This window comes from Novosphingobium sp. 11B, from assembly GCF_054589055.1.
Map to the genome: position 1 here is coordinate 1 of NZ_BAAILP010000122.1, position 24,372 is coordinate 24,372.

The window sequence follows — 24,372 nt, forward strand, 5'->3', positions numbered from 1 at the left end:
CCGGCCACCCAACGATAGTACCCTATGGGTGGCCGGGTGGGGGCGCGGGCCGGTGCCGCCTCTACTTCAGCAGACAAAACCTAGACAGCTTCTCCCATCACGAATAGCGATTGTTTTTTATCGGTTCCGATAGACACTGATTATGAAACGCATCGCCCTGTTCCATCTCGAAACGCTGATGTGGATCGATCGCCTCGGCACCTTCGCGGCGGCAGCGGCGCGGCTCAACACCACGCAGCCCGCCATCTCGGCGCGTGTGCGCGAGATCGAGGAGCAGCTGGGCGTGCCGCTGTTCCAGCGCGAGGGACGGCGCATGGTGCTCTCCGCGCGCGGACGGCGACTGGTGCAGGCGAGCGAGCCGCTCTACCACGGCCTCGAACAGGTGCTGCTGGAGGCGAGCGACTTCGCGGGCGCCACCGCCGCCGTGCGTATCGGCTCGGGCGAGATCGCCGCGGCCAGTTGCCTGCCCGCCTTCATCCAGGCCATCGAGCGCGACCGTCCCGGCGTCGCCATGGAGATCGAGATCGACCTCACCGCGCCGCTGCTCCAGCAATTGCTGGCGGGCACACGTGACATCGTGTTCCTCGCCGGGCCGGTCGCGAGCCCGGGGATGCGCACGGCCTCGATCGGCTCGGTGGAGCTGGTATGGTGCGCGGGCGCCGAAGTGGCGCAGGACGGCGGTTTCGCGAAGGCGCTGCCGGTCTGGTCCCTGCCCGATCACTCGCCGCTCCACGCGGTGACGCACGAGACGCTGGAGGGCCACGGCATCGTCCCGCGCGCGCTGCACACCTGCAACAATGTGCGCACCCTCATCGAGATCGTCGCCAGCGGCCAGGGCGCCGCCGTGCTGCCCGAGACCATGGTGCACGACCGCCTCGCCGCGGGAGACTTGCGCGAGGTACTGCCGCGCCCCCGCCATCACGTGCATTTCGAGGCCGCGATCCGCACGCGCGAACGCGACCCCGTAATCCTCGACCTCTTCGCCCGGGCGAGCGAACTGCGCATAGAAATGTCAGCCCAGACGCGGGCCTGACCCGGGTTTACATGTACTTCATCTGGATCCGGATCGACTTCACGCCCTCGCCCACCGGCACGCCGACCTTGGTGTAGCTGGGCTTGCCAAGATTGAAGATGTTGATCGACGGGTTGTTCGACATCGCACCGCCATCGGTGCGGATATCGGTCTCGCCATTGCCGTTGACGTCATGGCGCACCGCGACGCCGTATGTGCCCGAGGCCGGAAGCGGCACGCAGAAGGTCATGGACCCGGCGCGGGCCGGAACCTCGATGCGCGAGAGCCACTTGCCCTTGACCAGCCACTCGCCCGAAGTCGCGCGGTAGGACTGGACGCGCACCTTGCCCGAGGACGACTTGATGCCGTCCACGGTGACCATCATCGCCGGCCCCTTGTCGGACTGGCAGCGGCGCATCTCGTTGGGGATCTCGTTGCGATATTGGGCCAGCGCCGGAACCGGCGCGGCGAGACCGGCCATCGCGACAAGCGCGGCGGCGGTGCTGGTACGGCGAAGCAAGGCGTTGGTCTTGATCATCTCTTTTCCGTCTACTGGGTTCTTGGCAAATTGGCAGCCTGAAACCCTCCTGTGGCGCCCAAGTGCCCGAAAAGCGGTGAACCCGCACTGAACTTTCCGTTAGACCACGCGAAAGCCCCGGCTGGACGCAAACGCAGCTCCACGCGTCTTGCCACAAGATCGCGTGTGGAAAACGCACCCCCATACGCTTGTCGCCCCAAGATGTAGTGGCGTATCGCTGGGAAAAGGAGCGTTCGTTTCCCGCCATGACAATTCCGCTGATTTCCCCTTCGATCCTGTCCGCCGACTTCGCCCGGCTCGGAGAGGAAGTGCGCGCCATCGACGAGGCAGGCTGCGACTGGATCCACGTCGACGTCATGGACGGCCACTTCGTCCCCAACATCACCATCGGCCCCGCCGTGGTGAAGGCCCTGCGCCCGCACAGCGCCAAGCCCTTCGACGTCCACCTGATGATCTCTCCGGTCGATGCCTATCTCGAAGCCTTCGCGGACGCGGGCGCGGACTACATCACCGTCCACCCCGAGGCCGGCCCCCACGTCCACCGCACGGTGCAAACGATCCATAACCTCGGCAAGAAGGCGGGCATCTCGCTGAACCCGGCGACGCCGGCCAAGATGCTCGACTACCTGATCGACGACATCGACCTCGTCCTCATCATGAGCGTCAACCCCGGCTTCGGCGGCCAGAGCTTCATCTCCAGCCAGCTTCGCAAGATTGAGGCCGTACGCAAGATGATCGACAAATCCGGCCGCGACATCCGCCTCGAAGTCGACGGCGGCGTCGATGCCAAGACCGCGCCGCTGTGCGTCTCGGCCGGTGCCGACGTGCTGGTGGCGGGCTCCGCGACCTTCAAGGGCGGGCCGTCGCAGTACGCAGCGAACATCAAGACCCTCAAGGGCCTCGAATAAGGCATGGGCGCCGACACCCGCTTCAGCCCGGCGGCATGGAACCCGGATAATGCCCGGGCGCTTCCCCTGTCCCGTGAGACTGAGGAGGGTGTGGTGACCGGAATTGCTGACAACCGCGCGCCCGCTCCGGCCGAAACGCCCCATATCGAGCCCGGTCGTGCGCTGGCGCTGGTCGATTTCTCGCCGCCGTCTGTGGGCGTCGGCGAGCGGCTGATCCGCATGGCCTATCGCCTTGGCGTGCCCGGCGCGATGCTGTCCGGGCCGATGGGCAAGAAGGCGCGCACTCGGCTGCTGGCGACCGTCAACAACACCCTGCCCGGCAGCCGCGCGGCGGGCACCGCGATCCGGGCCGGGCACTTCCTCGTCCACGGCGCCAAGACGCCGATCGCACAGGTCGATTTCGCCGGTGCCGCGCGGGTCACTCCGCCGCTGGAGAAGGTCGTTCACTCCTTCTCGTGGCTCACAGACCTCGAAGCCTGCGCCGCGCGCGAACAGGCCGCGCCGGTCGCGGAACGCGTGCTCATGGCCTGGCTTCAGGCCAACCCCAAGCCCCCCACAAAGCCGGGCAAAGGCCCGGCGTGGAGCGTGGGCAACACCGGCGCGCGCCTTGCCAACTGGCTGGCCCATGCCCCGCTGATCCTCTCGGGCGAGAAGGCGCTGCGCATCCGCACGCTGGCACACATCGCCGCCACCGCGCGCTGGCTCGATCGCCACGTCACCAATGCCGAGGACGGTCTTGCCGAAGTGGCGGGCTGGGTCGGCATCGTTGCCGCCGGACTGCTGCTGCCCGACGGCCGCCCCCGCCGCCTCTATGGCGAGGCCGGGCTGATCAAGGCGCTCGGCGAACTGATGGGCGACGACGGCGGCGTCCTGTCGCGCAGTCCGCTCGCGCAGATGGAAGCGATCGCGCTTCTGGTGCGGCTGCGCGGCTGCTATCACGCCACCCGCCGCGACGCCCCGCCCGCCGTTGAGCGCGTGGTCGAACTGCTGGTGCCGCCACTGCTGGCGCTGACGCACGGCGACGGCGGCCTCGGTTCGTGGCAGGGCGGCTGGGCCGTCGACGGCGCGGACGTCGAGGCGCTGATCCAGGCCAGCGGCGTGCGCACCCGCCCCTTACGCGACGTGCGCCAATGGGGCTACCAGCGTGTCTCCGCGCACAAGTCGATCCTGCAATTCGATACCGCGCCGCCGCCGATGCCCGCGCAGGCCCGCTTCGGCTGCGCCTCGACGCTCGCCTTCGAGTTCTCCCATGGGCCGCATCGCATCGTCGTCAACTGCGGCGGCGCGGCGAGCGGCGGCGGGCTGGTTCCCGTCCGGCTTGAGCAGGGCTTGCGGGCGACGGCGGCGCACTCGACGCTGACCCTCGATGACGCGAATTCCACGGCCGTGTTGATCAACGGCATGATCGGATCAGGCGTCACCGAAGTGGCGGTTGACCGCAAGACCCTGCCGCAGGAAACCGGCTCTAACGCCACCCGGCTGGAGGCCAGCCACAACGGCTATGCCACCCGCTATGGCCTGACCCACCAGCGCATCCTGCTGCTGCGCGACGACGGCAGCGAACTGCGCGGCGAAGACCTGCTGCTTCCGGCCGGCAAGAAGGGCAAGCGCGGCAAGGTGGGCTTCGCGATCCGCTTCCACCTCGGCCCGGAGGTGGACGTCAACCTCACCGCCGACGGCAAGGGCGCCGGGCTGTCGCTGCCCGACGGCAGCTACTGGCAGTTCCGCTCCGCAACCGACGAGGGCGAGATGACGGTCGAGGATTCGCTGTGGGTCGATGGTCAGGGCCGCCCGCAGGCGACGCAGCAGATCGTCGTGCAGGGCATGGTCTCGCGCGGCGGCGGGACGTTCGGGTGGATCATCAAGAAGATGAATTGATGGTAACCGCGCCTTGAAGCCCCCGATGGGCCGTGTATATTGGCATTGTTGTTTCTGGTTTGATGAAAATCACCTTCGAACAAAGAAAGGCGCGCCATGCCAGTGGCGCGCCTTTCGCCGTTTGGGGGACAGGTGCCAGCCCATCCCCCGCCCGTCATCACTTGTTGCGGCTCATCTCCACGATCTTGAGAACAAGCGTCGTGAAGACCAGGCACGCCATGATGATCAGGATTGTTGTTTCTACTTTGATTTCAATCACCCCCCTCTGCAGCCAGAATTCGGGGTTCCCCGCGCTGCTCCAGCGGCTTAGCCGAAAACGGCGGGCGGCAGCGGTTAACGCTCCTTCACCGCCCCGCCCAACCCGCGCCCCGGAAAGCGGCCCCGCCCTTGCCCCCGTGGCCCTGCCGTCCTAAGGGCGCGCGCAAAGAGCCACTCGCCAGGGAAGCCCGCCTCATGACCGATTCCGTCCAGATCCGCCGCGCCTTGTTGTCCGTGTCCGACAAGACCGGCCTCGCCGAACTGGGCAAAGTGCTCAGCGATCGCGGGGTGGAACTGGTCTCGACCGGCGGCACCGCCAAGGCGCTGCGTGATGCGGGCCTGACGGTGAAGGACATCTCCGACATCACCGGCTTCCCCGAGATGATGGACGGCCGCGTCAAGACGCTGCACCCGATGGTCCACGGCGGGCTCCTCGCCGTGCGCGACAACCCCGAGCACGCCGCCGCCATGGCCGAACACGCCATCGGCGCGATCGACCTCGTCGTCGTCAACCTCTACCCCTTCGAGGCGACCGTGGCCAAGGGTGCAAGCCGCGACGAGATCATCGAGAACATCGACATCGGCGGCCCCTCGATGGTGCGCTCGGCGGCCAAGAATCACGCCTTCGTCACCATCGTCACCGACCCCAAGGACTACGAAGGCCTGATGGTCGAGCTGGAAGCGACCGATGGCTGCACCACGCTGGGCTTCCGCAAGCTGATGGCCGCGCGCGCCTATGCGCAGACCGCCGCCTACGATTCGATGATCAGCCAATGGTTCGCCTTCGCCGACCAAGGCCTCGAGTTCCCCGAGATGCTCAGCGTCAACGGCCGCCTCTCGACCACGCTGCGCTATGGCGAGAACCCGCACCAGAAGGCCGCGCTCTACACGCCGGTCGGCCCGTTCACCAAGGGGCTGGCGCAGGCCGAGCAGGTGCAGGGCAAGGAACTTTCCTACAACAACTACAATGACGCCGACGCCGCGCTCGAACTCGCCGCCGAGTTCCGGGGCCAGAAGCCCGCCGTCGTCATCGTCAAGCACGCCAACCCCTGCGGCGTCGCCCAAGGCGATACGCTGCTGGGTGCCTGGGAAGGCGCGCTGGCCTGTGACGACGTCTCGGCCTTCGGTGGCATCGTCGCCGTCAATCAGACGCTGGACGGCCCGACCGCAGAGGCGATCTGCAAGATCTTCACCGAAGTCGTCGTCGCCCCCGACGCCGACGAGGAAGCCCGCGCCTTCTTCGCGAAGAAGAAGAACCTGCGCCTCCTGCTGACCGGCGAGCTGCCCGATCCGCGCCGCGCTGGCCTGACCGTGCGCCAGATCACCGGCGGCCTGCTGGTGCAGGGCCGCGACAACGGCGCCATCGGCTTCGACGATCTCAAGGTCGTCACCAAGCGCGCGCCGACCGATCGGGAACTGGCCGACTGCCTGTTCGCCTGGACCGTGGCCCGCCACGTCAAGTCCAACGCGATCGTCTATGCGAAAGACGGCGTCACCGCCGGCATTGGCGCGGGTCAGATGAACCGCCGCGATTCCTCGCGCATCGCCGCTATGAAGGCCGCCGAAGCCGCCGAGAAGTTCGGCTGGGCGCAGGCACGCACCGTCGGTTCAGCAGTTGCATCCGACGCCTTCTTCCCCTTCGCTGACGGCCTGCTCGCTGCTGCCGAGGCGGGCGCAACGGCGGTGATCCAGCCGGGCGGCTCGATTCGCGACGACGAGGTCATCGCTGCGGCCGACGAGGCCGGTCTCGCAATGGTCTTTACGAACATGCGTCATTTCAAGCACTAAGGGTAACCCAGTAACCCGGCAGGAGAAGCAGCGACGATGATGGTCACCGGACTCGGCCCCCTCGTCGTCGTCGGCTTCCTTGCCGGACTTACCCTCGCGGCCGTGCTTTTGAGGCTGGGCCGCCTGAACTCTCCGCTGAGTGCGCTAGGCGCCGCCGCTCTGCCCTTCGGCTGCGCGGCGCTGCCGGTGCTGGTGCTAGTCGCGATCTCCGTGGCCGCAGCATACTCGTACTGAGATCGAACGTTCCCGCCGTTCATCGCTAGCGATCAACCGTTCATCGATAATTGCACTTGTTAACGGTTCCGTTCACTGGACGGCAACCCATTTGCGGCCAAAGGGGCGCAACACATTTTCCGGACCGGTATCACGCCGTTCCCCAAAGAGACACTTCGAAAGCAGACGTCATGGGTATCTTCAAGGCCGACTTCTACCGCTACTTCGCCTTCGGCTTCGCCGGCGGCGCGCTGCTGGTGCTCGGCGCGATGGGTATCGGCCATGTCTCACCGCTCTCGAACGATCTCGTGCCGCCTGCACAGGCCGCTCAGGCCGAGTAAGCCTGCACTGATTGCACAAGTCCGCGACAGGCCCCATATGGGCGCCATGTCCGGCAACCATCATCACCACGAACATTCCGGCGACAGCCTTGTATCGGCCGCCCGCAACGCCCTCGTCGAAGCGGGCGAGCAGTGGACCGAGATGCGCGCCGACGTCTTCGGCGCCCTCGCCGAGCGGGAACGCCCCGCCTCCGCCTACGATCTTGCCGAGAGCGTCTCGGCCCTGCGCGGCAAGCGGGTGGCGCCCAACAGCGTCTACCGCATCCTCGACCTGTTCGTGCGCACCAACCTCGCCCGCCGGGTCGAGAGCGCCAATGCCTATGTCGCCAACAGCCACCCGGGTTGCCAGCACGACTGCATCTTCCTGATCTGCGACAGCTGCGGCCAAGCCGTCCACATCGACGACGACAAGCTGACCGGCGCCCTCATCGCCGCCGCCAAGGGCGCGGGCTTCGCCGACGTGCGCCCGGTCGTGGAACTGCGCGGCATCTGTGCGCAGTGTAGCTAGCGGAAGCCCCCTCAGCTCGTCTGCGTCAGGCTGAGCAGGTTGCCGTCGGGATCACGGAACCACGCGGCCTTCATCGCGCCGTCCACCGACGTCCAGAGCCCCCCGACGTCCTGATTCTCCTCATCGAACACGAGGAACTCGACCCCCTTCGCGCGCAGCTGCGCCATCGTCGCCTCGATATCGGGGATCGACCAGCCGAGCACGGTATACTCGTGCGATTCCCATTCCCGGTTCGAGGTCAGCCGCAGGATCGCCCCGCCGCCCATGTCGTAGATCGTCGCGTACTCGTCCAGCGACAGTTCCGGCAGTTCCAGCACATCGCCATAGAACGCTTCGGCCCGCGCGCGGTCGGTCGTAGAGATGAACGTAATCGCGCGTGCCTCAGGAACGATCGCCATTGTATCCCCTTTCATTCCAATCGCCTGCTCTTGACGCAGATTAACAGTCACGGTCAATCGACACGCAAGTCTCAAAGGTGTAAGGGGCCGACAAATGAACGCCAATCCGGCCACTCCTTTGCTCGACACGGTTTCGACTCCCGATGACCTGCGCAGGCTGAAGCCCGCGCAGCTGCGCCAGCTTGCCGACGAACTGCGGACCGAGATGATCTCGGCCGTGGGTCAGACCGGCGGCCACCTCGGCTCCGGCCTCGGTGTGGTCGAACTGACCGTAGCGATCCACTACGTCTTCGACACGCCCGTCGATCGCCTGATCTGGGACGTCGGCCACCAGGCTTACCCGCACAAGATCCTGACCGGCCGCCGCGACCGTATCCGCACCCTGCGCCAGGGCGGCGGCCTCTCGGGCTTCACCAAGCGGTCCGAAAGCGAATACGACCCCTTCGGCACCGCCCACAGCTCCACCTCGATCTCCGCCGCGCTCGGCTTCGCCATGGGCAGCAAGATCAAGGGCCAGCCCGGCCGCGGCATCGCCGTGATCGGCGACGGCGCGATGAGCGCAGGCATGGCCTACGAGGCGATGAACAATGCGCGCGAGGCCGGAAACCGCCTCGTCGTCATCCTCAACGACAACGACATGTCGATCGCCCCGCCGGTCGGCGGCCTCTCGGCCTATCTCGCGCGTCTCGTATCCTCGGGCCAGTTCCTGGGCCTGCGCGAACTCGCCCGCAAGTTCGCCCGCAAGCTGCCGCGCCCGCTGCACCTCGCCGCCAAGAAGACCGACGAATTCGCGCGCGGCATGGCCATGGGCGGCACCCTGTTCGAGGAACTGGGCTTCTATTACGTCGGCCCGATCGACGGCCACGACCTCGACGCCCTCGTCCCGGTACTGGAAAACGTGCGCGACGCCGGCGAAGGCCCGATCCTCGTCCACGTCGTCACGCAGAAGGGCAAGGGCTACGGCCCGGCCGAAAGCGCGGCGGACAAGTACCACGGCGTCCAGAAGTTCGACGTCATCACCGGCGAGCAGGCCAAGGCCCCCGCCGGTCCGCCCAGCTACACCGGCACGTTCGCCAAGGCCCTCGTCGCCGAAGCGGAAAAGGACGCCACGATCTGCGCGATCACTGCCGCGATGCCGTCGGGCACGGGCCTAGACAAGTTCGCGCAGATGTTCCCCGAACGCAGCTTCGACGTCGGTATCGCCGAACAGCACGCCGTCACGTTCGCGGCGGGCCTCGCCGCGCAGGGGATGCGCCCGTTCTGCGCGATCTACTCCACTTTCCTGCAGCGCGCCTTCGACCAGGTCGTGCACGACGTGGCGATCCAGAACCTGCCCGTGCGCTTCGCCATCGACCGCGCCGGGCTCGTCGGTGCGGACGGCGCCACCCACGCCGGCTCGTTCGACGTCACCTACCTCGCCACCCTGCCCAACATGGTGGTCATGGCCGCGGCCGACGAAGCCGAACTGGTCCACATGGTCCACACCGCCGCGCAATACGACGCAGGCCCCATCGCCTTCCGCTACCCGCGCGGCAACGGCACCGGCGCCGCCCTGCCCGAGACTCCCGAACTGCTGGAGATCGGCAAGGGCCGCGTGGTGCGTGAAGGCACCAAGGTCGCCCTCCTGTCGCTCGGCACCCGCCTCGGCGAAGCCCTCAAAGCCGCCGACCTGCTGGAGGCCAAGGGCCTGTCCACCACCGTGGCCGACCTTCGCTTTGCCAAGCCGCTCGACACCGACCTCATCCGCCGCCTGATGCTGTCCCACGAAGTCGTGGTGACCGTGGAGGAAGGCTCGATCGGCGGCCTCGGCGCCCACGTGCTGACGATGGCCAGCGACGAAGGCCTGACCGACGCCGGGCTGAAAATCCGCACCATGCGCCTGCCCGACACCTTCCAGGACCACGACAAGCCCGAGACGCAGTACGACGAAGCAGGGCTGAACGCACCGCAGATCGTCGATACGGTGCTGAAGGCGCTGCGGCATAACAGCGCAGGGGTGAACGAGGCGCGGGCTTAACGTTTTATGGGAAGTCCTGGGGCCATCGCCCCAGACACCGATATTGTCGGCGCCGCGCGCGCAGCCGCGTTGAACAGGATTTCCAGCCTTGCGTGATTATTTGCGCAGCTTTCGACGTAGACGAATAACTCAGGAACCTGGTTAATCGCACTTCGTCATTCCCGCGAAAGTGGGAGCTCAACTGATGCCCGGGCAACACAAGCCGTCAGGAGATGGGTTCCCGCCTTCGCGGGAATGACGATAGAGGGTGGAAAGCGCTCGGGCCGCTTTTGGGGCACAGGGCCTGTCTCTACCGCTCAAGCTTCTGTAGCCGCAGTCGATATGTCGTTTGCAGATAATCTAGGCGGTGCCGTGTCTCATCATCTATACAAGCAAGATATGCCGGGTTGCCGCCGGTGCCTCCATCCCAGAGGCTCTTTTCAGCTTTGCAGGTTGCATCCCGGTAGGCAATCCACAGGCGCTCAGAATTTTGAAGCTGGCGGAGGTACTCCGGACCAAGAACCCGCGTGATCTTGCCGTACAAGCTATTCAGCTCGGCGTCCGATTGAGCTCCTACCTTGAAGAAGCACTCGGCAATGTCGAACGTGCCCCCCTTGCTCCAGCAGGGCGATGCGCGCGAGCTCGAGCTGTCAGCCAAAGCGCGTCCGGCCAAACCAAAGGCGGCCATGCTCACAAGTGTGAGGGCAAGTGATCTTCGCATTGTGCCGTCATACCAGACGATCCCAATGACCGCTATCGGGCACGTCGGGCAGTCGTCGGATCGGCAAACCTGGGGCGAAAGCTGCCGTGGCGCCTCTGACAACTGCCGCAGGCCATCAATATGCACGCAGCCCCGCCTCACGCGCGACGACGCCAGTAACGGGGGTGCAGGGGGTGATGGGCCCCCTGCCTTACCTTCTCTCTTACCAGTCGTAGGCCTTGGGCAGATAGGTCTCGTCCAGATCCTTGTACCGTTCGCGCAGCCGCGCCTGATGGCTGTCCACGGGCTGCTTCACCCCGTCGATCCACACCGAGACCGGCGCGGAAGACAGTTCGAGCGGGTCGCCGTCCCACAGCACCACGTCGCCCGCCGCGCCGGGGGCGAGGACGCCCGCTTTTCCACCGAACCCGCTGATCTCGGCCGGGATCGAGGTGATCGCCGCCAGTGCTTCGCCCCAGGTGAGGCCCGAGGCGCCGGGGATCTTCGTCAGGGCGACGAGGTTGCCGGCCTGCTGCGGGGCGTTGCGGGGCTGGTCCATGCCCATGAACATGCCGATGGCGACCTTGACGCCGGCCTTCTTCATGCGGCCGACGTTGGACATGGTGGCGGCCAGCGTCTCGAAGGTGGCGGGCAGGTCGCGCATCGGCATCGTCACGACGGGCACGCCCGCCGCCGCGATCTGCGGCGCGACGAGCCAGCCTTCGGTGACGCCGACGAGGACGAGGTCGAGCTTGGGAAACTCGGCCTTGAGCGCGAGGACGCCGCGGATGTCCGAGGCGCGTTCGACGCCGACGTAGAGGGTCTGCGTGCCGTCGATGACTTTCGCCAGCGCGGCAGCATCGGCGCGGGTCAGAAGGACGTCGCCCTGCCGCTGCGCGGCTACCGGCAGCGCGGCGACTTCGTGGGCTTCACGCAGGGCGTTGCGCAGCGCGGTGTGCGCCGCGACGCGGCTGCCGCCGGAGAGACGCGCGCCCGATTCGCCAAGCTCCACGTACTGGAACGCGCGCGGCTTCATGACGATCGCCGCGTCCTGGCCGAGGTCGATCACGGCGCCTTGTCCGGCGAAGATCGAGGCTCCGTTCATCGGCGCGACGCTGGCGCGGGTGACGCCCCCTTCGCGGCTGACGGCGATGTGTTCGCTGGACGGGTTGAGCGCGGTGGCGACATCGAGCGCGGCGTTGAAGGGGGACTTTTCAGCCGAGGTGTCGTTGCTGTCATCGACCGCTTCGACGTCCCACAAGCCGAGGTCGGTGACGGCGGAGAACAGGCCCGGTGTGACCCACTTGCCCGTCCCGTCGATCACTTGGGTGCCGCCCGGTGCCGCCGTGTCCCGTCCTACCGAAACGATCTTTCCAGCCCGGACGACGACGGTTGCGTGTTCGATCGGGGCGCTGCCGTCGCCGGTGCCAACGGTCGCGTTGGTGATGGCAAAATCCTGAGCGGAAACGGAAATCGGCGCGGCGCCGAGCAGGATGGCGAGGATCAGGCGCTTCATTTCACGTCTCCTTCGCCGGGCTGGCCAAGTTCGAAATCGCTGACCGGCTTTCGCTTGGGATCATCGGCGTCATAGAGCAGCGCGCCATCCGACCAGACTTTCTCCGGGCGCGAATAAACCGACAGCGGGTTGCCGTTCCAGAGCACCACGTCGGCCATCTTCCCGGCCTCCAGACTGCCGGTTTTATCCCCGATTCCCATGGCTTTGGCGGCATTGTGGGTGAACCAGCCGACGACTTGCTCATCGGGCACGTCCACCCCGATCCGCCGCCCCGCCGCCTGCGCCCGCGCCGCCGCCTGATTAAGCCGCTGAATGCCGTTCTCGTCATCGGAATGGATCACCACGCAGGCCCCCTGCTTGGCCAAAAGCGCCGCGTTTTCAGGGATTCCGTCGTAGGCTTCCATCTTGAAGCCGTACCAGTCCGCCCAGATCGCGGCGCAGACGTCGTTGGCCTTGAGCAGGTCGCCGATCTTGTAAGCCTCGACCGCGTGGTGGAAGGCGGTGACCTTGTAGCCCATCTCCTTGGCCATATCGAGGACCTGCGCCATCTCGTCGGCGCGATAGCAATGATTTTGAACGAGAATTTCGCCCTTCAGCACGCCTTCGAGAGTGTCCTTGCCAAGATCGCGCTCGGCATGGTCGCCGTCCATGTACTGCTTCGCATCGATCCACGCCTGCCGGTCGACCGAGAAATTCCCCATGCGAGTCATGGGCTTCTGGTTCCTGGCGCCATAGACCCGCTTGGGATTCTCGCCGCAGGCCATCTTCAGCGAATAGGGCGCCCCGGGGTACTTCATGCCCTGCACGGTGCGGCTGGGCACGTTCTTGAGCGTCACCGCCCGCCCGCCGATGAGGTTGCCGGAACCAGGGAGAATCTGCAGCGTGGTGACGCCGCCGTTGATCAGCGCCCGCGTGAAACCGGGGTCCTGCGGCCAGACCGAATGCTCGGCCCAGACGTCCGGCGTGGTCGGGCTGGTCATCTCGTTGCCATCCGACAGCGCATCGACCGAAGGGCTGGGATAGACGCCGAGGTGCGAGTGGATGTCGATCACGCCCGGCGTCACGAACTTGCCGGAGCCGTCCACGCGATCGTAACCGGCCGGAATCGCTAGGTCCGCCGCCCCGACGGCGACGACTTTGCCGTTCTCGAACAGGACGGTGCCGTTGTCGATCCGCCCACCGCGCCCGTCATAGACCGTCGCTCCGACCAGCGCCGTCGGCCGGCCCGGATAGGGCTTGTAAGTCGAAGCATAGGGTGCTGGTCCGGACTTCGCGTCCTTGTCCTTCTTCTTCGCATCGGCGGCCTGCGTGGTCATCACGAGAGCGGCGCTCATGGCCAGGCCACACAGCAGACGCCGCTTCCAAGGCGTTTCCCTCATTGGCAATTTCCCCTGTTGCAATACGAAACCGGCCCGGGGAGCATCCCGGGCCGGTCAGTAATTCTCAGTGCCTGATGGTCGGGTGGAGGCCCGCTTCCTGTGCCTCCAGCCCGATCCCGGCCTGCCCCTCAAGGTCGGCGTCCATGCCCCGGTCCGCCAGCGTGTCGAGGTGCATCCAGCGTCTGACCAGCGGCGAGACCGCCAGCACCACGACCGCCACGCCCAGCGTGATCCAGCCGATCTTCGAATAGATCGAGAGGGTCAGCGCCTTGTCCATGGTGCCGCTTTCGCCGCCGGTGGCCTCGCCGATCTTGCCCGCCACGAAGTTGCCCACGGCGGTCATGTAGAACCACGCGCCCATGATGAAGCTGCCCAGATGCAGCGGCGCCAGGCGCGTCATCGCCGAGAGCCCCACGGGCGACAGGCACAGCTCGCCGGTCGTATGCAGCATGTAGATCAGGAACACGAAGACCACCGAGGTCATCACCGCCGGATCGCCGGTGCCCGCGCCCCAGACGAAGACGAGGAAGCCGAGGCCCACCTGCGCCAGCGCCAGCGCGAACTTGGCAGGTGCGCTGGGCTCAAGGCCTTTCTTGCCGAGCCAGGCCCACAGACCCGCGAAAATGGGGCCGAACAGAACGATGTAGATCGGGTTGATCGACTGGAAGAGGCTAGTCGGCACTCCGCCGCGATCGACGAACTTGTCGGTATAGAGGCTGAGGCTGCCGCCCGCCTGCTCGAACAGGCCCCAGAAGATCGGGTTGAGCGCGATCAGGAACAGGATCGCGAAGATACGCTCGCGCGGTTCCTTGGGCAGCTTGAACGCTTCGTAGAGCGTATAGGCAAGCATCGCGACGCCCGAGACCATCAGCAGGGTCTGGATCACGGAGACGTACTGGATCAGGAACCAGATCACCGCGACCGAGGCGATGGCCACGCCGTATAGCGTGAACTCGCGGTTCTTCGTCAGCGGCTTGGGCGGCTCGCCCCGGCCCTTGAGCGCAGGGCGGCCGAGCACGAAGATGACGAGGCCCAGCAGCATGCCGATGCCCGCAAGGCCGAAACCCCACGACCAGCCGATCGTCTCGCCCAGATAACCGACGAGGATCGTGCCCAGCGTCGCGCCGGTGTTCACGCCCATGTAGAAGATCGTGTAGGCCGCGTCGCGCCGCGTGTCGGTCATCTTGTAGAGCTGCCCGACGATCACCGAGATGTTCGCCTTGAGGAAGCCCGAACCGACGATGATCAGCGCCAGCGCCAGCCAGAATACATTGATTGCCGGGTCGCCCTGCTTCGTCGCCGGGTCGGTGACGCCCTGCAGGCCCTCGTAGGCCATAAACAGGTGGCCCACCGCGAGCACGATGCCGCCGAACAGCACGGCCTTGCGCTGCCCCAGCCAGCGGTCGGCGATATAGCCGCCCAGCACCGGGGTGATGTAGACGAGGCTGGTATAGGCCCCGTAGATCAGGTTCGACTGGCCGTCCGAGAACAGCCAGAACTTGACGAGGTAGAGGATCAGCAGCGCCCGCATGCCGTAGTAGGAGAAGCGCTCCCACATCTCGGCATAGAACAGCACGAAGAGGCCGCGAGGATGGCCTGCGAATTCATCGCTCTTGCGGGTGGCGATGATGCCGCCCACGGCGAGTACGGCGAAGAGGAAGACCGCGCCCGCAGCGCCGATCCAGTCCCCTTCCGTCCAGAGTGACATGTCTTTCATGGTGCTGATGCCTTCGCGCCCTGAATGTTTGTATATTGTTTCTTGGTCCCGCGGGCCACCGGCCGCGCGTGAAGGAACAGGAGGTTAGCGCGCTATTTTCCCCTGTAAATGGGGCGAGGCCGCCACGGATGGTGCTTGCCCCACGCTCAAATGATCACTTTTGCGCATCTCACGCGAGGCATTGCGCGAAGCGCACGCTGGTGGCATTTTCACGACAGGCCATGGGGAGGCCAGACGTAATTTTCTGTTTCGGTGCGCGGGTGAACAATTTTTAACACCTTGCCGCCATGGGCACGCTTTTTTGGGGGAAAGTCGCGATGATCAGGTCCGAACTGCTTCAGGTACTGGGCAAGGACAACCCGGAACTGCGTGCCGAGGACGTCGAACGCGCCGTCGATACCTTCTTCGAGGAGATCAGCCAGCGCCTCGCCGACGGCGGGCGCGTGGAACTGCGCGGGTTCGGCGCCTTCTCCACCCGCCACCGCGACGGCCGCAAGGGCCGCAACCCGCGCACCGGCGAAAGCGTCGAAGTACCGGAAAAGCGCGTCCCCTACTTCAAGCCCGGCAAGGAAATGCGCGTCCGCCTCAACGTCGGGGAATAGAAGACCGCGTTCAGAAGATTGCGCCGCCGCTCACAGGCGGCTAGACGCTGCCACGCCCAGCCGGGCCGTGCGGGCGTGGCGGAATGGTAGACGCTGCGGACTTAAAATCCGGATCGCAGCGTCCGATTCTGGCATCTTCCGCAATTTGTCCTATCCGCTTGGCCACGGAAGACTGCGGACTGCGGAAAGCCTGTGCGGAATGAGCTTACCGTTTTTGGAGACCTCCAAACGCACCGCAGACTACCGCAGCCGTATGCGATATTCGTACATTTAAGTTGCAGTTAAGGGTTCAAGCCTCATATAGGGAACCGACGAGGACGGTCGGTTATTCCGATAGTCGTCAGTGTTTTTGCAAAGGAGGATCGATATGGCTAATTACGCGCGTGAGGGCTGGGGAGGCACCCGCTGACCCCTGCCCCCGACACCACTCCTAACCTTTTTGGAATGGCCTCCCTTACTGAAATGGAGGCCATTTTCATAACTGCTGCCATAGCTGCGGTTGTTGCGGTGTGGGGCATTATCACGACACGCGTCGTCGCCCGACGGTCGGCAACGATGGAACACTTCAGGCGAATCGGTTCCGATAGGGACATGATCGATGCGCGAAAGACTTTCATCGAGTTGACAGATCGCCCTGGCGGTCTCGCCACATATGCATGCCCAGCGCCGCTGGCTCCCGCCAATGCCCATGCTGACGAGATTGCAGCTATACGCACGGTCCTCAACGACTACGAAATGTTAGCAGTGGGCGTTCAATTTGGCACATTCGATCTGCCAATCATCTCACGGTATTATCGCAGCACCATAATTCGAGATTGGGGCCATGCGGCCCCTTTCATCTACAAACTGCGAGCAGATTTGAACTCGCCAGCCATCTATCACGAATTTGAAGAACTCGCACACTGGCTGCAGGGCCCGAGAATGCCGAGCCGAAAAACGTGGACCCGCCTCTGGTTTTAACCCCGGCCTATTTGTTCGGCAACGGTAGCCTACGGACCGCCATTGGCCCTTGCAGAGCTGACCGTTGCGGAAGAGTTAGTAGGGTGGCCGCCATCGCCCGATGAGCATGCGCAGCGGTGCCGGTTCGTCAGTTCGAGCTATCGCTGGCGCCGCCAGTCTGCCACCGCCATACTAGCACTAGCCGGCAAGAATAGGGTTTTGCGGGAGGCGTTGGAGCAGATCCTACAGGGGAACCATCAGCTTCATCGGCTCTGAGCGCCCGCATCGTCTGCTTGACGTGAAGGTGTCGCAGCACATCGTCCTCCGTGCTCCAGGAAAGGAATGGGCAAGAGTGTTGCGGATAAACTGCGAGGGATGAGAGGCTGCGAGGTCAGTCGAAGAATCCGAATGCAGCTAGCGATCTGCTGCATCGCTCGGCGGCCACCTCTTCCGCAGACCGGCCCCTTTCTGCTTCGGAATGCAAGGTGGGATATGACCCAATTTCCTTGAAATACTCGATCCCGCGACTTGTGCATTCAGTGACGGTTGCGGGGGCGGTTCTGATGGTAACGGGTTCCGCCGCGTCCGGGCGCGGGACGCCCTTGGCATCGCTGGTCTTTTCCGGCGGACGGGCCTCCACGACGAATATTTCCGGGTGACTAGCAACGAAATGGCCGGAGAAAAATGCTGAAATGGCAACGGCGATAGTGACGAGGCCGTAGACCGTTTTGTGCTTGAGGCGGTCTTTCTCGAAATCCCTTCTCTCCTTTTCGAGGGACTCCCGCAGGATTTCGAGTTTCTGCTCTCTCTGGGTTACCGAGGTTTCCCGGACGGTCAGGATCTCGTCCTGCCAGCTCTTTTTTACGTCTGCCAATGCGCTATTCGCGCTGCTGACCTTCGCTCGGATCGATCTCAAAAAGCCCATATCACCCCATGCCGATCACAGCGCGATGGGGGATTAGAGTGCCGGTTGTAACTCGGTCAAGGCCGCCGGGACCCAGGAATGCTCGCTTCCAATCGCTGGCCGGTCGATATAGCGCCGCACAATGTCCCTTCTTATCCTCGCCGCCGCAGCCGGCCTGTGCATCGCCAACATTCATGACGGCGACACCCTGACCCTTTGCACCCGTGAAAAGGTGCGGATCGCCAACATCGACGCGCCCGAGCTGACGGACAGCCCGCGTTGCTCTCCGCAGCAGCGCCAGCGGTTGGCGGGGTCCAAGAACCCGGCATGGTGCGATTATCGCGCCGGGGCGCAGAGCAGAGATGCGCTGCGAGCGTTCGTACTGACCGGGCGCGTCACGATCGAGCGTGTTGGGCAGGACAGGTATGGCCGGACGCTGGCGCAGATCTATGTCGGCGACCGGGATGCGGGCGAATACCTGATCGCGCGGGGACTGGCGCGACCGTGGCGCAAGTGACCGCCGCGCCGGTTTCAGCCTTGTAACTGGCTGTCACGCGCAATCCAGGCAACCATTAAGCCGATTTGATGGAGGTGCACGTGGGTCAGTCCGTTCCGTTCACACAGGTCAGCGATGCCGATATAGCCCGCGCGCTCGCCGAGGTGCCGCAACATGGCTGGCCGGCCGACGAAGAGGATTTGATTCGGCTATTCGGCCGCATGCTGTCCGTGCTCGCTGGGCAACGGAAATTTTCCAGCGCGTTCGTCGTGCCAACCGATCCGCGGTAAGGTCAGGTGCTCAAAGATTGAGCTGCCGCCTCTCGATTTCCGCCAGCACCGCCTGTTCAACATCGGTGAGGTTGTCCAAGTCTTGCACCGCATCCCAAGCAGAAACCAACTGCTCGTCGGTCATGCCGGTTGCGACCTCATCGGCGGTGATAGCGTCAACCTCTGGATGCTCTTCACGCCCTTCTTCCGTCATGTGCCTCTCCCTGGCGGGCCTTCACCCACAAAGGTAGATGCCGACGGTGCGGCAAACGTTCCACGCAGCCGAGCATGGAACGAATTTTCAGTCCGTCTCTTTGAGTGGACAGGTGTTCCTGCACCTGTGGCCCGGCAATCGCTCTCATCGGTATGCGGCCGAGCCAGCTCAGCCCAGCAGCGCTCAATTGCCCGGAGATCACATTGCCCAATCGCGACCAAGACACCATGACGCCCGCCGGCGGACACGAAGGCGGCAAGCCGAAGAACCTCCGTTTCATCGTCGGCGGATTAATCATCATGTTCCTTCTCGGCATGGCTATCGTTGGGGCGAGCACGAAGGTGCTTGAACGCCCCGGCCCGGATCAGGGCGCGACCGAGAAGGCGGCAGCTGACTGACAGCCCGAACGAACACTCCGGCCACAACCTTGACTCGTCATAGGCTTATGGTCAGCCTGCTTCGTCAATTGCGGAGTGGGCATTGAAAGAGCGTGATGCGCATTCTTCCTCCCGCAATCCGTTGCTCGCTTGGACTTCACCAGCCTGATCGGCGACATGCAGCCTGGGATGGCCTTCATTACGTCACCAAATGTCGCGCTTGTGGCACTGGTTTGTATCGCGTCGAGCATCGAAAATGCTCGGAATGAACTGAGCACAAAATACCCGGCGTCCAGGGGGTGGAAACGCCGGGTAGGAAGAGGCGACAGGTTGCCTCGGGTCGCTGCATCTGACCTTGCGACCAATAGTGAACATTTCGTTTCAGTTCGATTGAGGCGGGATGGACTGAGCCCTGAGCAAGTTGAGTTGGGCGCGCTGCCGAGTGACGTTCCCGTGTCGCTCCCGACACCCAAACACGACGCGACGCGCATCGCTTAGTATCTCCGGTGTCGAACTTGCGCGTTTGCCTGCTCCAAACTCGCTCTTCTAACTGTGACGAACCCCCAGAAATGGGTCTGACCCGAAAAAAGCGGTTCCACAGCGCTTACGGTGCGGAGGGCGCGCAGGTAGGACCCGCAAACATTCTCAGGCATGCCCCGTTGTTCTGCTGGCGCGGGGCGCACAGAGGCGATGTGAGCGCGAGATGGCCACGGGGCGTTTCGATACCTCAACGCGCTGAGAGGACCGTTTCCGGCGACGCATGCCATTTCCGTTGAAATCGGACGAATGGTGTGCCGCATCGTCCCGCCAGTCCTGTCACGCCGATCTGGGCCGAAGCCATGTCCCTTCCCTGCCTGGCGGCCCACCATGTCACAGCGACAGGAGTGTGACACCGGACCATACCGCCGAGGCCATCTTCAGCACTGGCGGGCATAGCCGCGCCCACACCTTGCGCAACGTGAAGCCGCCCGAGGATGTGACCGTCACGAGGATCTCCTCGTAATCGGTGGTGCGCACGTCCGGCAGCGGCCGTAGGAACTTGCGTTCGACATCGATCCCGGGGCCGTGCCGCCGATTGCGCGCATTCACGACCTCGTCGATGAAGCGGCGATAGTCGGCAAGGTCGGAGAAGTCGGCGCTCCCGCGCAGCAGCAGCGCATCCCTTATGGCAGCCTTGATATGGCCATGGGCACTCTCGATCGCGCCGTTCTCATGGGCAACGCCCCGGTTGTTCCTCGTGGGCTCCATTCCATAATGGTCACAGAGCGCGTCATAACGCTTGGTCAAGTCAATCCTGGCATCCGCGTCCAGATTGCGGAAGGCGGCCGAGAGGCTGTCGGTACGATGAAGCTTCGGCGCGCCGCCTGCGGACCAGAGCGCGTTCTGCAGCCCTTCGGCCAAGGCGACGAAGCTCTCACCGCCCAGGATGATGTGCCCGTGTTCGAAGCCGCCACATGGAAGCCGGGAGTGATAGAGCAGGTGGTCCAGGGGCTGTCCGGCGATGGAAACTCCCAGATCGTCCATGCACGTAAAATCGGACAGGCCGAGCCGCCCGGCCTCGTGCACTTGCCGGAAAATGACTTCGCGATCTTGCCCGTTGACGGCGCGCCAGTCGCGAATGCGCCTCTCCAGGGTTCGCCGGGAGCCAAACTCCGTCTCGGGATATCGGCGTCGCAGCTCCTCGAAGATCGCTATGGGCCGAAGACCCGGGCTAGCCTCTAACATCGGCACGACAACTTCATCGAAAATACCGGCAAGGGGTTCGGGTCGGCGCCGGCTGCGCGGTGTTTGCCGCTGTGATGGCAGCCGGGTGTCCTGCAGAACCCGATAGCCCGTCGCCGGACTGAACCCGGCCTTCGCCGCCGCCAGGGCGACGGGGTCATAACATCTGTTGGTCATGAAAAGTCTCACTTGATGATCGTTGATGTGTCGGCCGGCCACACGACCAGTCCTCCTCCCCGGAAAACCGATGCATAGCGGCCACCACGACCATCACAGGCACCCGGCAAAGAGTGCCTCCGGTGTGTCAGGGCCGGCTACGGGGTCGAGTAGCCGCGGCGGATTACTCCACCGCGGCTCTCTCAGAACCGGACATGCGGACCACGCATCCGGCTCCTTGGGTCGATATCAGAGTGCCAGTACGAACTGGTCATTGACCCGTGGGGGGTTTAGCTCGTGCCATCGAGCTTTGAGCGAGATCAGTCGTCCATGGAACCATGAAGGAGGGTAAGCCCTCACGATCCCGGGTCGATTGGATTTCGCCCAGCTCCCTTTTCCGCAATACGCGGTGCCAGCGGCGGCTTTGCGACTGACCCCGCGCGACAAAAGGTACCGGAACAAGAAGCGCGGACGCTTCTTTTGACGCACGATGATCGCCCTGAGCCGACGGCGAACGTGGGCGTCAACGACCCCCAGTTCAGAAGCCACCTCTGCGGTGCAGAGGCGGTAATATGCCGACCATCCGTTCAGGTACCCGGCACACCTACGCCCTACGCCGATCCCGACCCACCGGATTCTCATCTTGATTGTCGCGCTTTCTCGTCCTGATCGCCGCGCGACACTGCGCGTAATCTGCCGCTTGGCCGCGTCCCCGCCGATACGCCAAAGCTATATCAACGCTTGTCCTGCGTGGCGAACGACAGGCGCTCGGCGGGCCCGACCTTCTCATCACCAGCAAACAGAGCGTCCAGCCGCTCGCAAACCTCCTCACGGAAACTGGCGCGCGGTATCGGGCGCGGTGCCGTCAGTGCGATCTCATCGGCAATCGCATGCTTCACGCGATCGATGGCGGCCTGATCGAGCAGGCCGGCGGCGTTGAGTTCCTTACAGAGCTGGACCAGCCCGGCGGCAGTGGCCTGCGCGCGAAGGCCGACGTTCTTTAGGTCGTCGTGCATTCGTGCACGTTCGGTGGTCGATGTCATCGTCCTCTCCTTTCGCTATGTCATTAATGTAACGCGCGAGGGCGGAAGAGTTCACCGCACAGCAATGCACCACGTCAACGAGGGCGCGGCCCCGCTCCTGAGTCAGCGGCAGCGATAGACGCTGGCGGAGCCACGCGGCTCTTCAACGTCTCGCTGGGCCGAAAGGTAACGACCCGGCGCGCCGAGACTGCATGCTCTTCACCGCTGCGGGGATTGCGCCCCACCCGTGCATTCTTGTCATTTAGCAGGAAGGTTCCGAAGCCGGTGATCTTCACGTTCTCGCCTCGCTGCAGCGCCTCACCTATATGAGCAAGTACACCATCGGTCATATCCCGAGCGGTGATTGCGGAGACGCCAACCTCGCGCTGGATAGCCTCTGCAATTTCTGCCCTGGTCAACGTCTGGCCACTTCGCTGCATGCCGAATCTCCTTCTTGTGGAAGGTAGCGTGTGAGCGGCATCAGCAACATCATAGATTTACGGGACAATTTAGGCACAACTGCACGCAGGACGGCTCGGCGATCCCCTGCAAGTCGCCGAGCCTGATGCGCCACTACTGCGGCGGCAGCGGCGGACTATGCACTTTTGACCATAAACCTTCGAATTGCGATGAGCCGAAGAGCTCGACGTTGGAGTTGCGCTCCCAGGAATAGCCAGCGGGCCGGCGGGCCAGGTTCCGCCTGCCATCGCGCCCGCGATCGTGCTTGCCAATACGGCCGTAGCTAAGTCTATCGCGCCAAAACGAAATGTTGCCGACCAGCGCTGCATGAGCCAAGCACGATTCACCACACAGTGGGATTCGGGGGTATTCATGAAAACGGGGGCGAGCACTTCGGTGCTCAAACAAGGACGCCAATTATCTTTGGCGACGTTGGCATTCTGCTTGGTTTCAGCATGCGGAGGTGACGATTCCGGGGGCGGATCTACTCCAACGCCGGCGCCGACCGCAGCGCCAAGCCCGACACCCTCGCCAGCACCGACCCCGACGCCCTCACCATCCGCGTCTTACAGTTCAATAGTGGACTTCACGAAGGATCTGTTCGACGAGGCACCCGTCGCGGAAATCACATATGTTTCTGTCTATGACGAGAAGGCGACGCTTCCAGATCCGTTTTACGTCTTCAAGGCCACGTCATCGCGCCTACTGGAAAACCCGAGCGCGGGCACCTTCACTTGGGACGCCGCGAAGAAGGAAGCTACCGCCAGAATCGGAAGCTACTTCCAGACCTTTTCGGGCAAAGTCGAAGACCGACCTCCGTCGTGGAGCACGTTCGAATCGTATTATCATGGCACGGATCAAGACTACTCGTTCCGCTGGTTGGGCCTGCGACAGGATTGGATGGCGCGCATCGATCTCGAGACCACGCTTCCGTGCACGTATCCCCCGGGTCAGCCAGCAAACTGCACCAAGGTCATACGATACGCCAATGTTGGTCGGCAGACATTGGATTCCGAACTCCGCCTGACCGGTTCCGAGAGCGTCACCTCGGTCGCGATGTTCAGCCTCTTCAGGCGCGAAAAACCGAGCGAAGTCGCAAACTCAGCCACTATCCCGTTGTCGATCGACTACGCCGCGAGAACGATTATGACGCAGTGGAACGTCGAAGGGCAGACTTTCATTTTGCAGGGGCAATACCGACCTGACCTCAACACGCGCTTGGCAGGTACAATTAGGTCCGTTGATGGTCAGTACACCGGCCAATTTGTCGGGGATTTTTACGGGCCAGGTGCGAAGAACCTAGCCGTTGTCTTCTCTGCCCAAGGTACTGATCGAGCTATAGCCGGTCGCCTGGTTGCCGGATGGTGACATGACGAGCGCGGCGGCTTTGCGGGCGAGGAGCGTACTTGCCGACCCCCTGATCGGGTATGCTTTTCGCCCTTAGGTGCCACGGTCAGGAGGTCGCGCTGCCGCATTGAACGCCGACCTTCCACGCAGTTCCGTCAGTTTTCGCGAAGGGCCGAGTCTATCATGAATCGCCAGGTGTTGGCGGCGTCGCTGTGGTGCGCCTCAGGCGATTCCCCCGGGCCGACGTTACGGCAGCAAGAAGCTCGCCTCAGGCAAGTATCGTGACTACTGGCGCTTCCGCCGGAACGGGATCGATACTCCCCTCCTGGCCAGCCCGGCGAGGCTGATTTCCACTCGCGCTATGGCGAGTTGATGAAGCGTAAGCGCGAAATTCCGCGCACCTGTTCGGTTGAGTGACGCGGTGTGAAGGATGTGTCCACCAAGTAAGAGGTGGACACATGGAGTTGGCACCGATGGGCCCCTATGGGCTCGAGGTTGTAAGGGTGACGAGTAACGGCCGGCGCTATTATGGTCGTGCGGGGAAGGCACGGTTGATCGAGGCGTGCCTCGAGCCTGGCATATCGGTGGCGAGACTTGCGCTGGAGCATGGTGTCAACGCCAACCAACTGCGCAAATGGGTCAGGAAGTATCAGGAGCGCCAGAGTGCGAACGGGCAGCGGAGCACGGGGCAGTTGCCGGATCCGTCGGCGTTTAT

At 64.1% G+C, this 24,372-nt stretch carries 26 protein-coding genes and 1 pseudogene; 15 read left to right on the forward strand and 12 right to left on the reverse strand.

Going from position 1 to position 24,372, the window contains the following annotated elements; translation table 11 throughout:
- Window positions 1-142: 142 nt before the first annotated feature.
- Entirely contained in the window at window positions 143-1,033 is an 891-nt protein-coding gene (locus tag ACYPYD_RS11475) for a LysR family transcriptional regulator (protein ID WP_459663236.1), read from the forward strand.
- Between the two features lie 7 nt (window positions 1,034-1,040).
- On the opposite strand, the gene ACYPYD_RS11480 is transcribed toward ACYPYD_RS11475, so the two are convergent.
- Complete coding sequence (locus ACYPYD_RS11480; RefSeq protein WP_008831395.1) at window positions 1,041-1,550, reverse strand: DUF2141 domain-containing protein; 510 nt, start codon at window positions 1,548-1,550, stop codon at window positions 1,041-1,043.
- 245 nt (window positions 1,551-1,795) lie between these two features.
- Here ACYPYD_RS11480 and rpe point away from each other — a divergent pair, with 245 nt between their 5' ends.
- From rpe to ACYPYD_RS11510, 6 genes are all read left to right on the forward strand, one after another.
- Window positions 1,796-2,458, forward strand: a complete 663-nt coding sequence (rpe, locus tag ACYPYD_RS11485; RefSeq protein WP_036525820.1) for a ribulose-phosphate 3-epimerase — start codon at window positions 1,796-1,798, stop codon at window positions 2,456-2,458.
- A 3-nt stretch (window positions 2,459-2,461) separates the two neighbouring features.
- Window positions 2,462-4,336, forward strand: a complete 1,875-nt coding sequence (locus ACYPYD_RS11490; protein WP_069708515.1) for a heparinase II/III family protein — start codon at window positions 2,462-2,464, stop codon at window positions 4,334-4,336.
- Window positions 4,337-4,789: 453 nt separating this feature from the next.
- On the forward strand, window positions 4,790-6,382 hold the full coding sequence (gene purH, locus ACYPYD_RS11495; protein WP_459663238.1) for a bifunctional phosphoribosylaminoimidazolecarboxamide formyltransferase/IMP cyclohydrolase: 1,593 nt from the start codon (window positions 4,790-4,792) through the stop codon (window positions 6,380-6,382).
- Window positions 6,383-6,418: 36 nt separating this feature from the next.
- A complete protein-coding gene (locus ACYPYD_RS11500) occupies window positions 6,419-6,616 on the forward strand; it encodes a hypothetical protein (RefSeq protein ID WP_036525817.1) in 198 nt (65 codons plus the stop codon).
- A 170-nt stretch (window positions 6,617-6,786) separates the two neighbouring features.
- A complete protein-coding gene (locus tag ACYPYD_RS11505) occupies window positions 6,787-6,936 on the forward strand; it encodes a hypothetical protein (RefSeq protein WP_459663240.1) in 150 nt (49 codons plus the stop codon).
- A gap of 46 nt (window positions 6,937-6,982) precedes the next feature.
- On the forward strand, window positions 6,983-7,444 hold the full coding sequence (locus tag ACYPYD_RS11510) for a Fur family transcriptional regulator (RefSeq protein WP_036525896.1): 462 nt from the start codon (window positions 6,983-6,985) through the stop codon (window positions 7,442-7,444).
- 11 nt (window positions 7,445-7,455) lie between these two features.
- Here ACYPYD_RS11510 and ACYPYD_RS11515 read toward each other — a convergent pair whose 3' ends face one another.
- Window positions 7,456-7,842, reverse strand: a complete 387-nt coding sequence (locus ACYPYD_RS11515) for a VOC family protein (protein WP_459663242.1) — start codon at window positions 7,840-7,842, stop codon at window positions 7,456-7,458.
- Window positions 7,843-7,936: 94 nt separating this feature from the next.
- On the opposite strand from ACYPYD_RS11515, the gene dxs reads away from it, so the two are divergent.
- Window positions 7,937-9,859 (forward strand): 1-deoxy-D-xylulose-5-phosphate synthase, encoded by a 1,923-nt coding sequence (dxs, locus tag ACYPYD_RS11520; RefSeq protein ID WP_459663244.1) that lies wholly within the window; start codon window positions 7,937-7,939, stop codon window positions 9,857-9,859.
- A 289-nt stretch (window positions 9,860-10,148) separates the two neighbouring features.
- On the opposite strand, the gene ACYPYD_RS11525 is transcribed toward dxs, so the two are convergent.
- The 4 genes from ACYPYD_RS11525 to ACYPYD_RS11540 all read right to left on the reverse strand — a co-directional run bounded on the left by ACYPYD_RS11525 (window position 10,149) and on the right by ACYPYD_RS11540 (window position 15,150).
- Window positions 10,149-10,526 carry a lysozyme inhibitor LprI family protein gene (locus tag ACYPYD_RS11525; RefSeq protein ID WP_459663276.1) on the reverse strand — a complete coding sequence of 126 codons (378 nt, stop codon included), beginning with the start codon at window positions 10,524-10,526 and terminating at the stop codon, window positions 10,149-10,151.
- Window positions 10,527-10,761: 235 nt separating this feature from the next.
- Window positions 10,762-12,054 (reverse strand): amidohydrolase family protein, encoded by a 1,293-nt coding sequence (locus ACYPYD_RS11530; RefSeq protein WP_459663246.1) that lies wholly within the window; start codon window positions 12,052-12,054, stop codon window positions 10,762-10,764.
- Window positions 12,051-13,388 (reverse strand): amidohydrolase, encoded by a 1,338-nt coding sequence (locus tag ACYPYD_RS11535; RefSeq protein ID WP_459663248.1) that lies wholly within the window; start codon window positions 13,386-13,388, stop codon window positions 12,051-12,053. Before ACYPYD_RS11535 ends, ACYPYD_RS11530 begins: the two co-directional genes overlap by 4 nt.
- A gap of 109 nt (window positions 13,389-13,497) precedes the next feature.
- Window positions 13,498-15,150: a peptide MFS transporter gene (locus ACYPYD_RS11540; RefSeq protein WP_459663250.1), complete on the reverse strand. Its 1,653-nt coding sequence runs from the start codon at window positions 15,148-15,150 to the stop codon at window positions 13,498-13,500.
- Window positions 15,151-15,467: 317 nt separating this feature from the next.
- Between ACYPYD_RS11540 and ACYPYD_RS11545 the strand changes: the two genes are divergently transcribed.
- Window positions 15,468-15,752: an integration host factor subunit beta gene (locus ACYPYD_RS11545; RefSeq protein ID WP_036525893.1), complete on the forward strand. Its 285-nt coding sequence runs from the start codon at window positions 15,468-15,470 to the stop codon at window positions 15,750-15,752.
- A 462-nt stretch (window positions 15,753-16,214) separates the two neighbouring features.
- Window positions 16,215-16,712, forward strand: a complete 498-nt coding sequence (locus ACYPYD_RS11550; protein WP_459663252.1) for a DUF4760 domain-containing protein — start codon at window positions 16,215-16,217, stop codon at window positions 16,710-16,712.
- A 370-nt stretch (window positions 16,713-17,082) separates the two neighbouring features.
- Here ACYPYD_RS11550 and ACYPYD_RS11555 read toward each other — a convergent pair whose 3' ends face one another.
- On the reverse strand, window positions 17,083-17,616 hold the full coding sequence (locus ACYPYD_RS11555; RefSeq protein WP_459663254.1) for a hypothetical protein: 534 nt from the start codon (window positions 17,614-17,616) through the stop codon (window positions 17,083-17,085).
- Window positions 17,617-17,737: 121 nt separating this feature from the next.
- Here ACYPYD_RS11555 and ACYPYD_RS11560 point away from each other — a divergent pair, with 121 nt between their 5' ends.
- On the forward strand, window positions 17,738-18,112 hold the full coding sequence (locus tag ACYPYD_RS11560; protein ID WP_459663256.1) for a thermonuclease family protein: 375 nt from the start codon (window positions 17,738-17,740) through the stop codon (window positions 18,110-18,112).
- An 80-nt stretch (window positions 18,113-18,192) separates the two neighbouring features.
- Window positions 18,193-18,381, forward strand: a complete 189-nt coding sequence (locus ACYPYD_RS11565) for a hypothetical protein (protein WP_459663258.1) — start codon at window positions 18,193-18,195, stop codon at window positions 18,379-18,381.
- A gap of 10 nt (window positions 18,382-18,391) precedes the next feature.
- Here the strand turns inward: ACYPYD_RS11565 and ACYPYD_RS11570 are convergent, their stop codons facing one another.
- Window positions 18,392-18,574, reverse strand: a complete 183-nt coding sequence (locus ACYPYD_RS11570) for a hypothetical protein (RefSeq protein ID WP_459663260.1) — start codon at window positions 18,572-18,574, stop codon at window positions 18,392-18,394.
- Window positions 18,575-18,801: 227 nt separating this feature from the next.
- On the opposite strand from ACYPYD_RS11570, the gene ACYPYD_RS11575 reads away from it, so the two are divergent.
- Window positions 18,802-18,972 (forward strand): hypothetical protein, encoded by a 171-nt coding sequence (locus tag ACYPYD_RS11575; RefSeq protein WP_459663262.1) that lies wholly within the window; start codon window positions 18,802-18,804, stop codon window positions 18,970-18,972.
- Between the two features lie 921 nt (window positions 18,973-19,893).
- Here ACYPYD_RS11575 and istA read toward each other — a convergent pair.
- From istA to ACYPYD_RS11595, 4 genes and pseudogenes are all read right to left on the reverse strand, one after another.
- Window positions 19,894-20,892 (reverse strand): annotated as a pseudogene (gene istA, locus ACYPYD_RS11580) (IS21 family transposase); the annotation flags it as partial.
- A gap of 186 nt (window positions 20,893-21,078) precedes the next feature.
- The gene (locus ACYPYD_RS11585; RefSeq protein ID WP_459663263.1) at window positions 21,079-21,471 is read right to left on the reverse strand and encodes a group II intron maturase-specific domain-containing protein; all 393 of its coding nucleotides are present in this window, start codon (window positions 21,469-21,471) and stop codon (window positions 21,079-21,081) included.
- A gap of 92 nt (window positions 21,472-21,563) precedes the next feature.
- On the reverse strand, window positions 21,564-21,872 hold the full coding sequence (locus ACYPYD_RS11590) for a hypothetical protein (protein ID WP_459663265.1): 309 nt from the start codon (window positions 21,870-21,872) through the stop codon (window positions 21,564-21,566).
- Window positions 21,873-21,946: 74 nt separating this feature from the next.
- Window positions 21,947-22,291: an integration host factor subunit alpha gene (locus ACYPYD_RS11595; protein ID WP_459663267.1), complete on the reverse strand. Its 345-nt coding sequence runs from the start codon at window positions 22,289-22,291 to the stop codon at window positions 21,947-21,949.
- A gap of 598 nt (window positions 22,292-22,889) precedes the next feature.
- Between ACYPYD_RS11595 and ACYPYD_RS11600 the strand changes: the two genes are divergently transcribed.
- Together ACYPYD_RS11600 and ACYPYD_RS11605 are read left to right on the forward strand one after the other, a co-directional pair.
- A complete protein-coding gene (locus ACYPYD_RS11600; RefSeq protein WP_459663268.1) occupies window positions 22,890-23,678 on the forward strand; it encodes a hypothetical protein in 789 nt (262 codons plus the stop codon).
- Window positions 23,679-24,115: 437 nt separating this feature from the next.
- Window positions 24,116-24,372 (forward strand): transposase (locus tag ACYPYD_RS11605; RefSeq protein ID WP_459663269.1); only part of this gene is annotated, 257 nt, incomplete at its 3' end.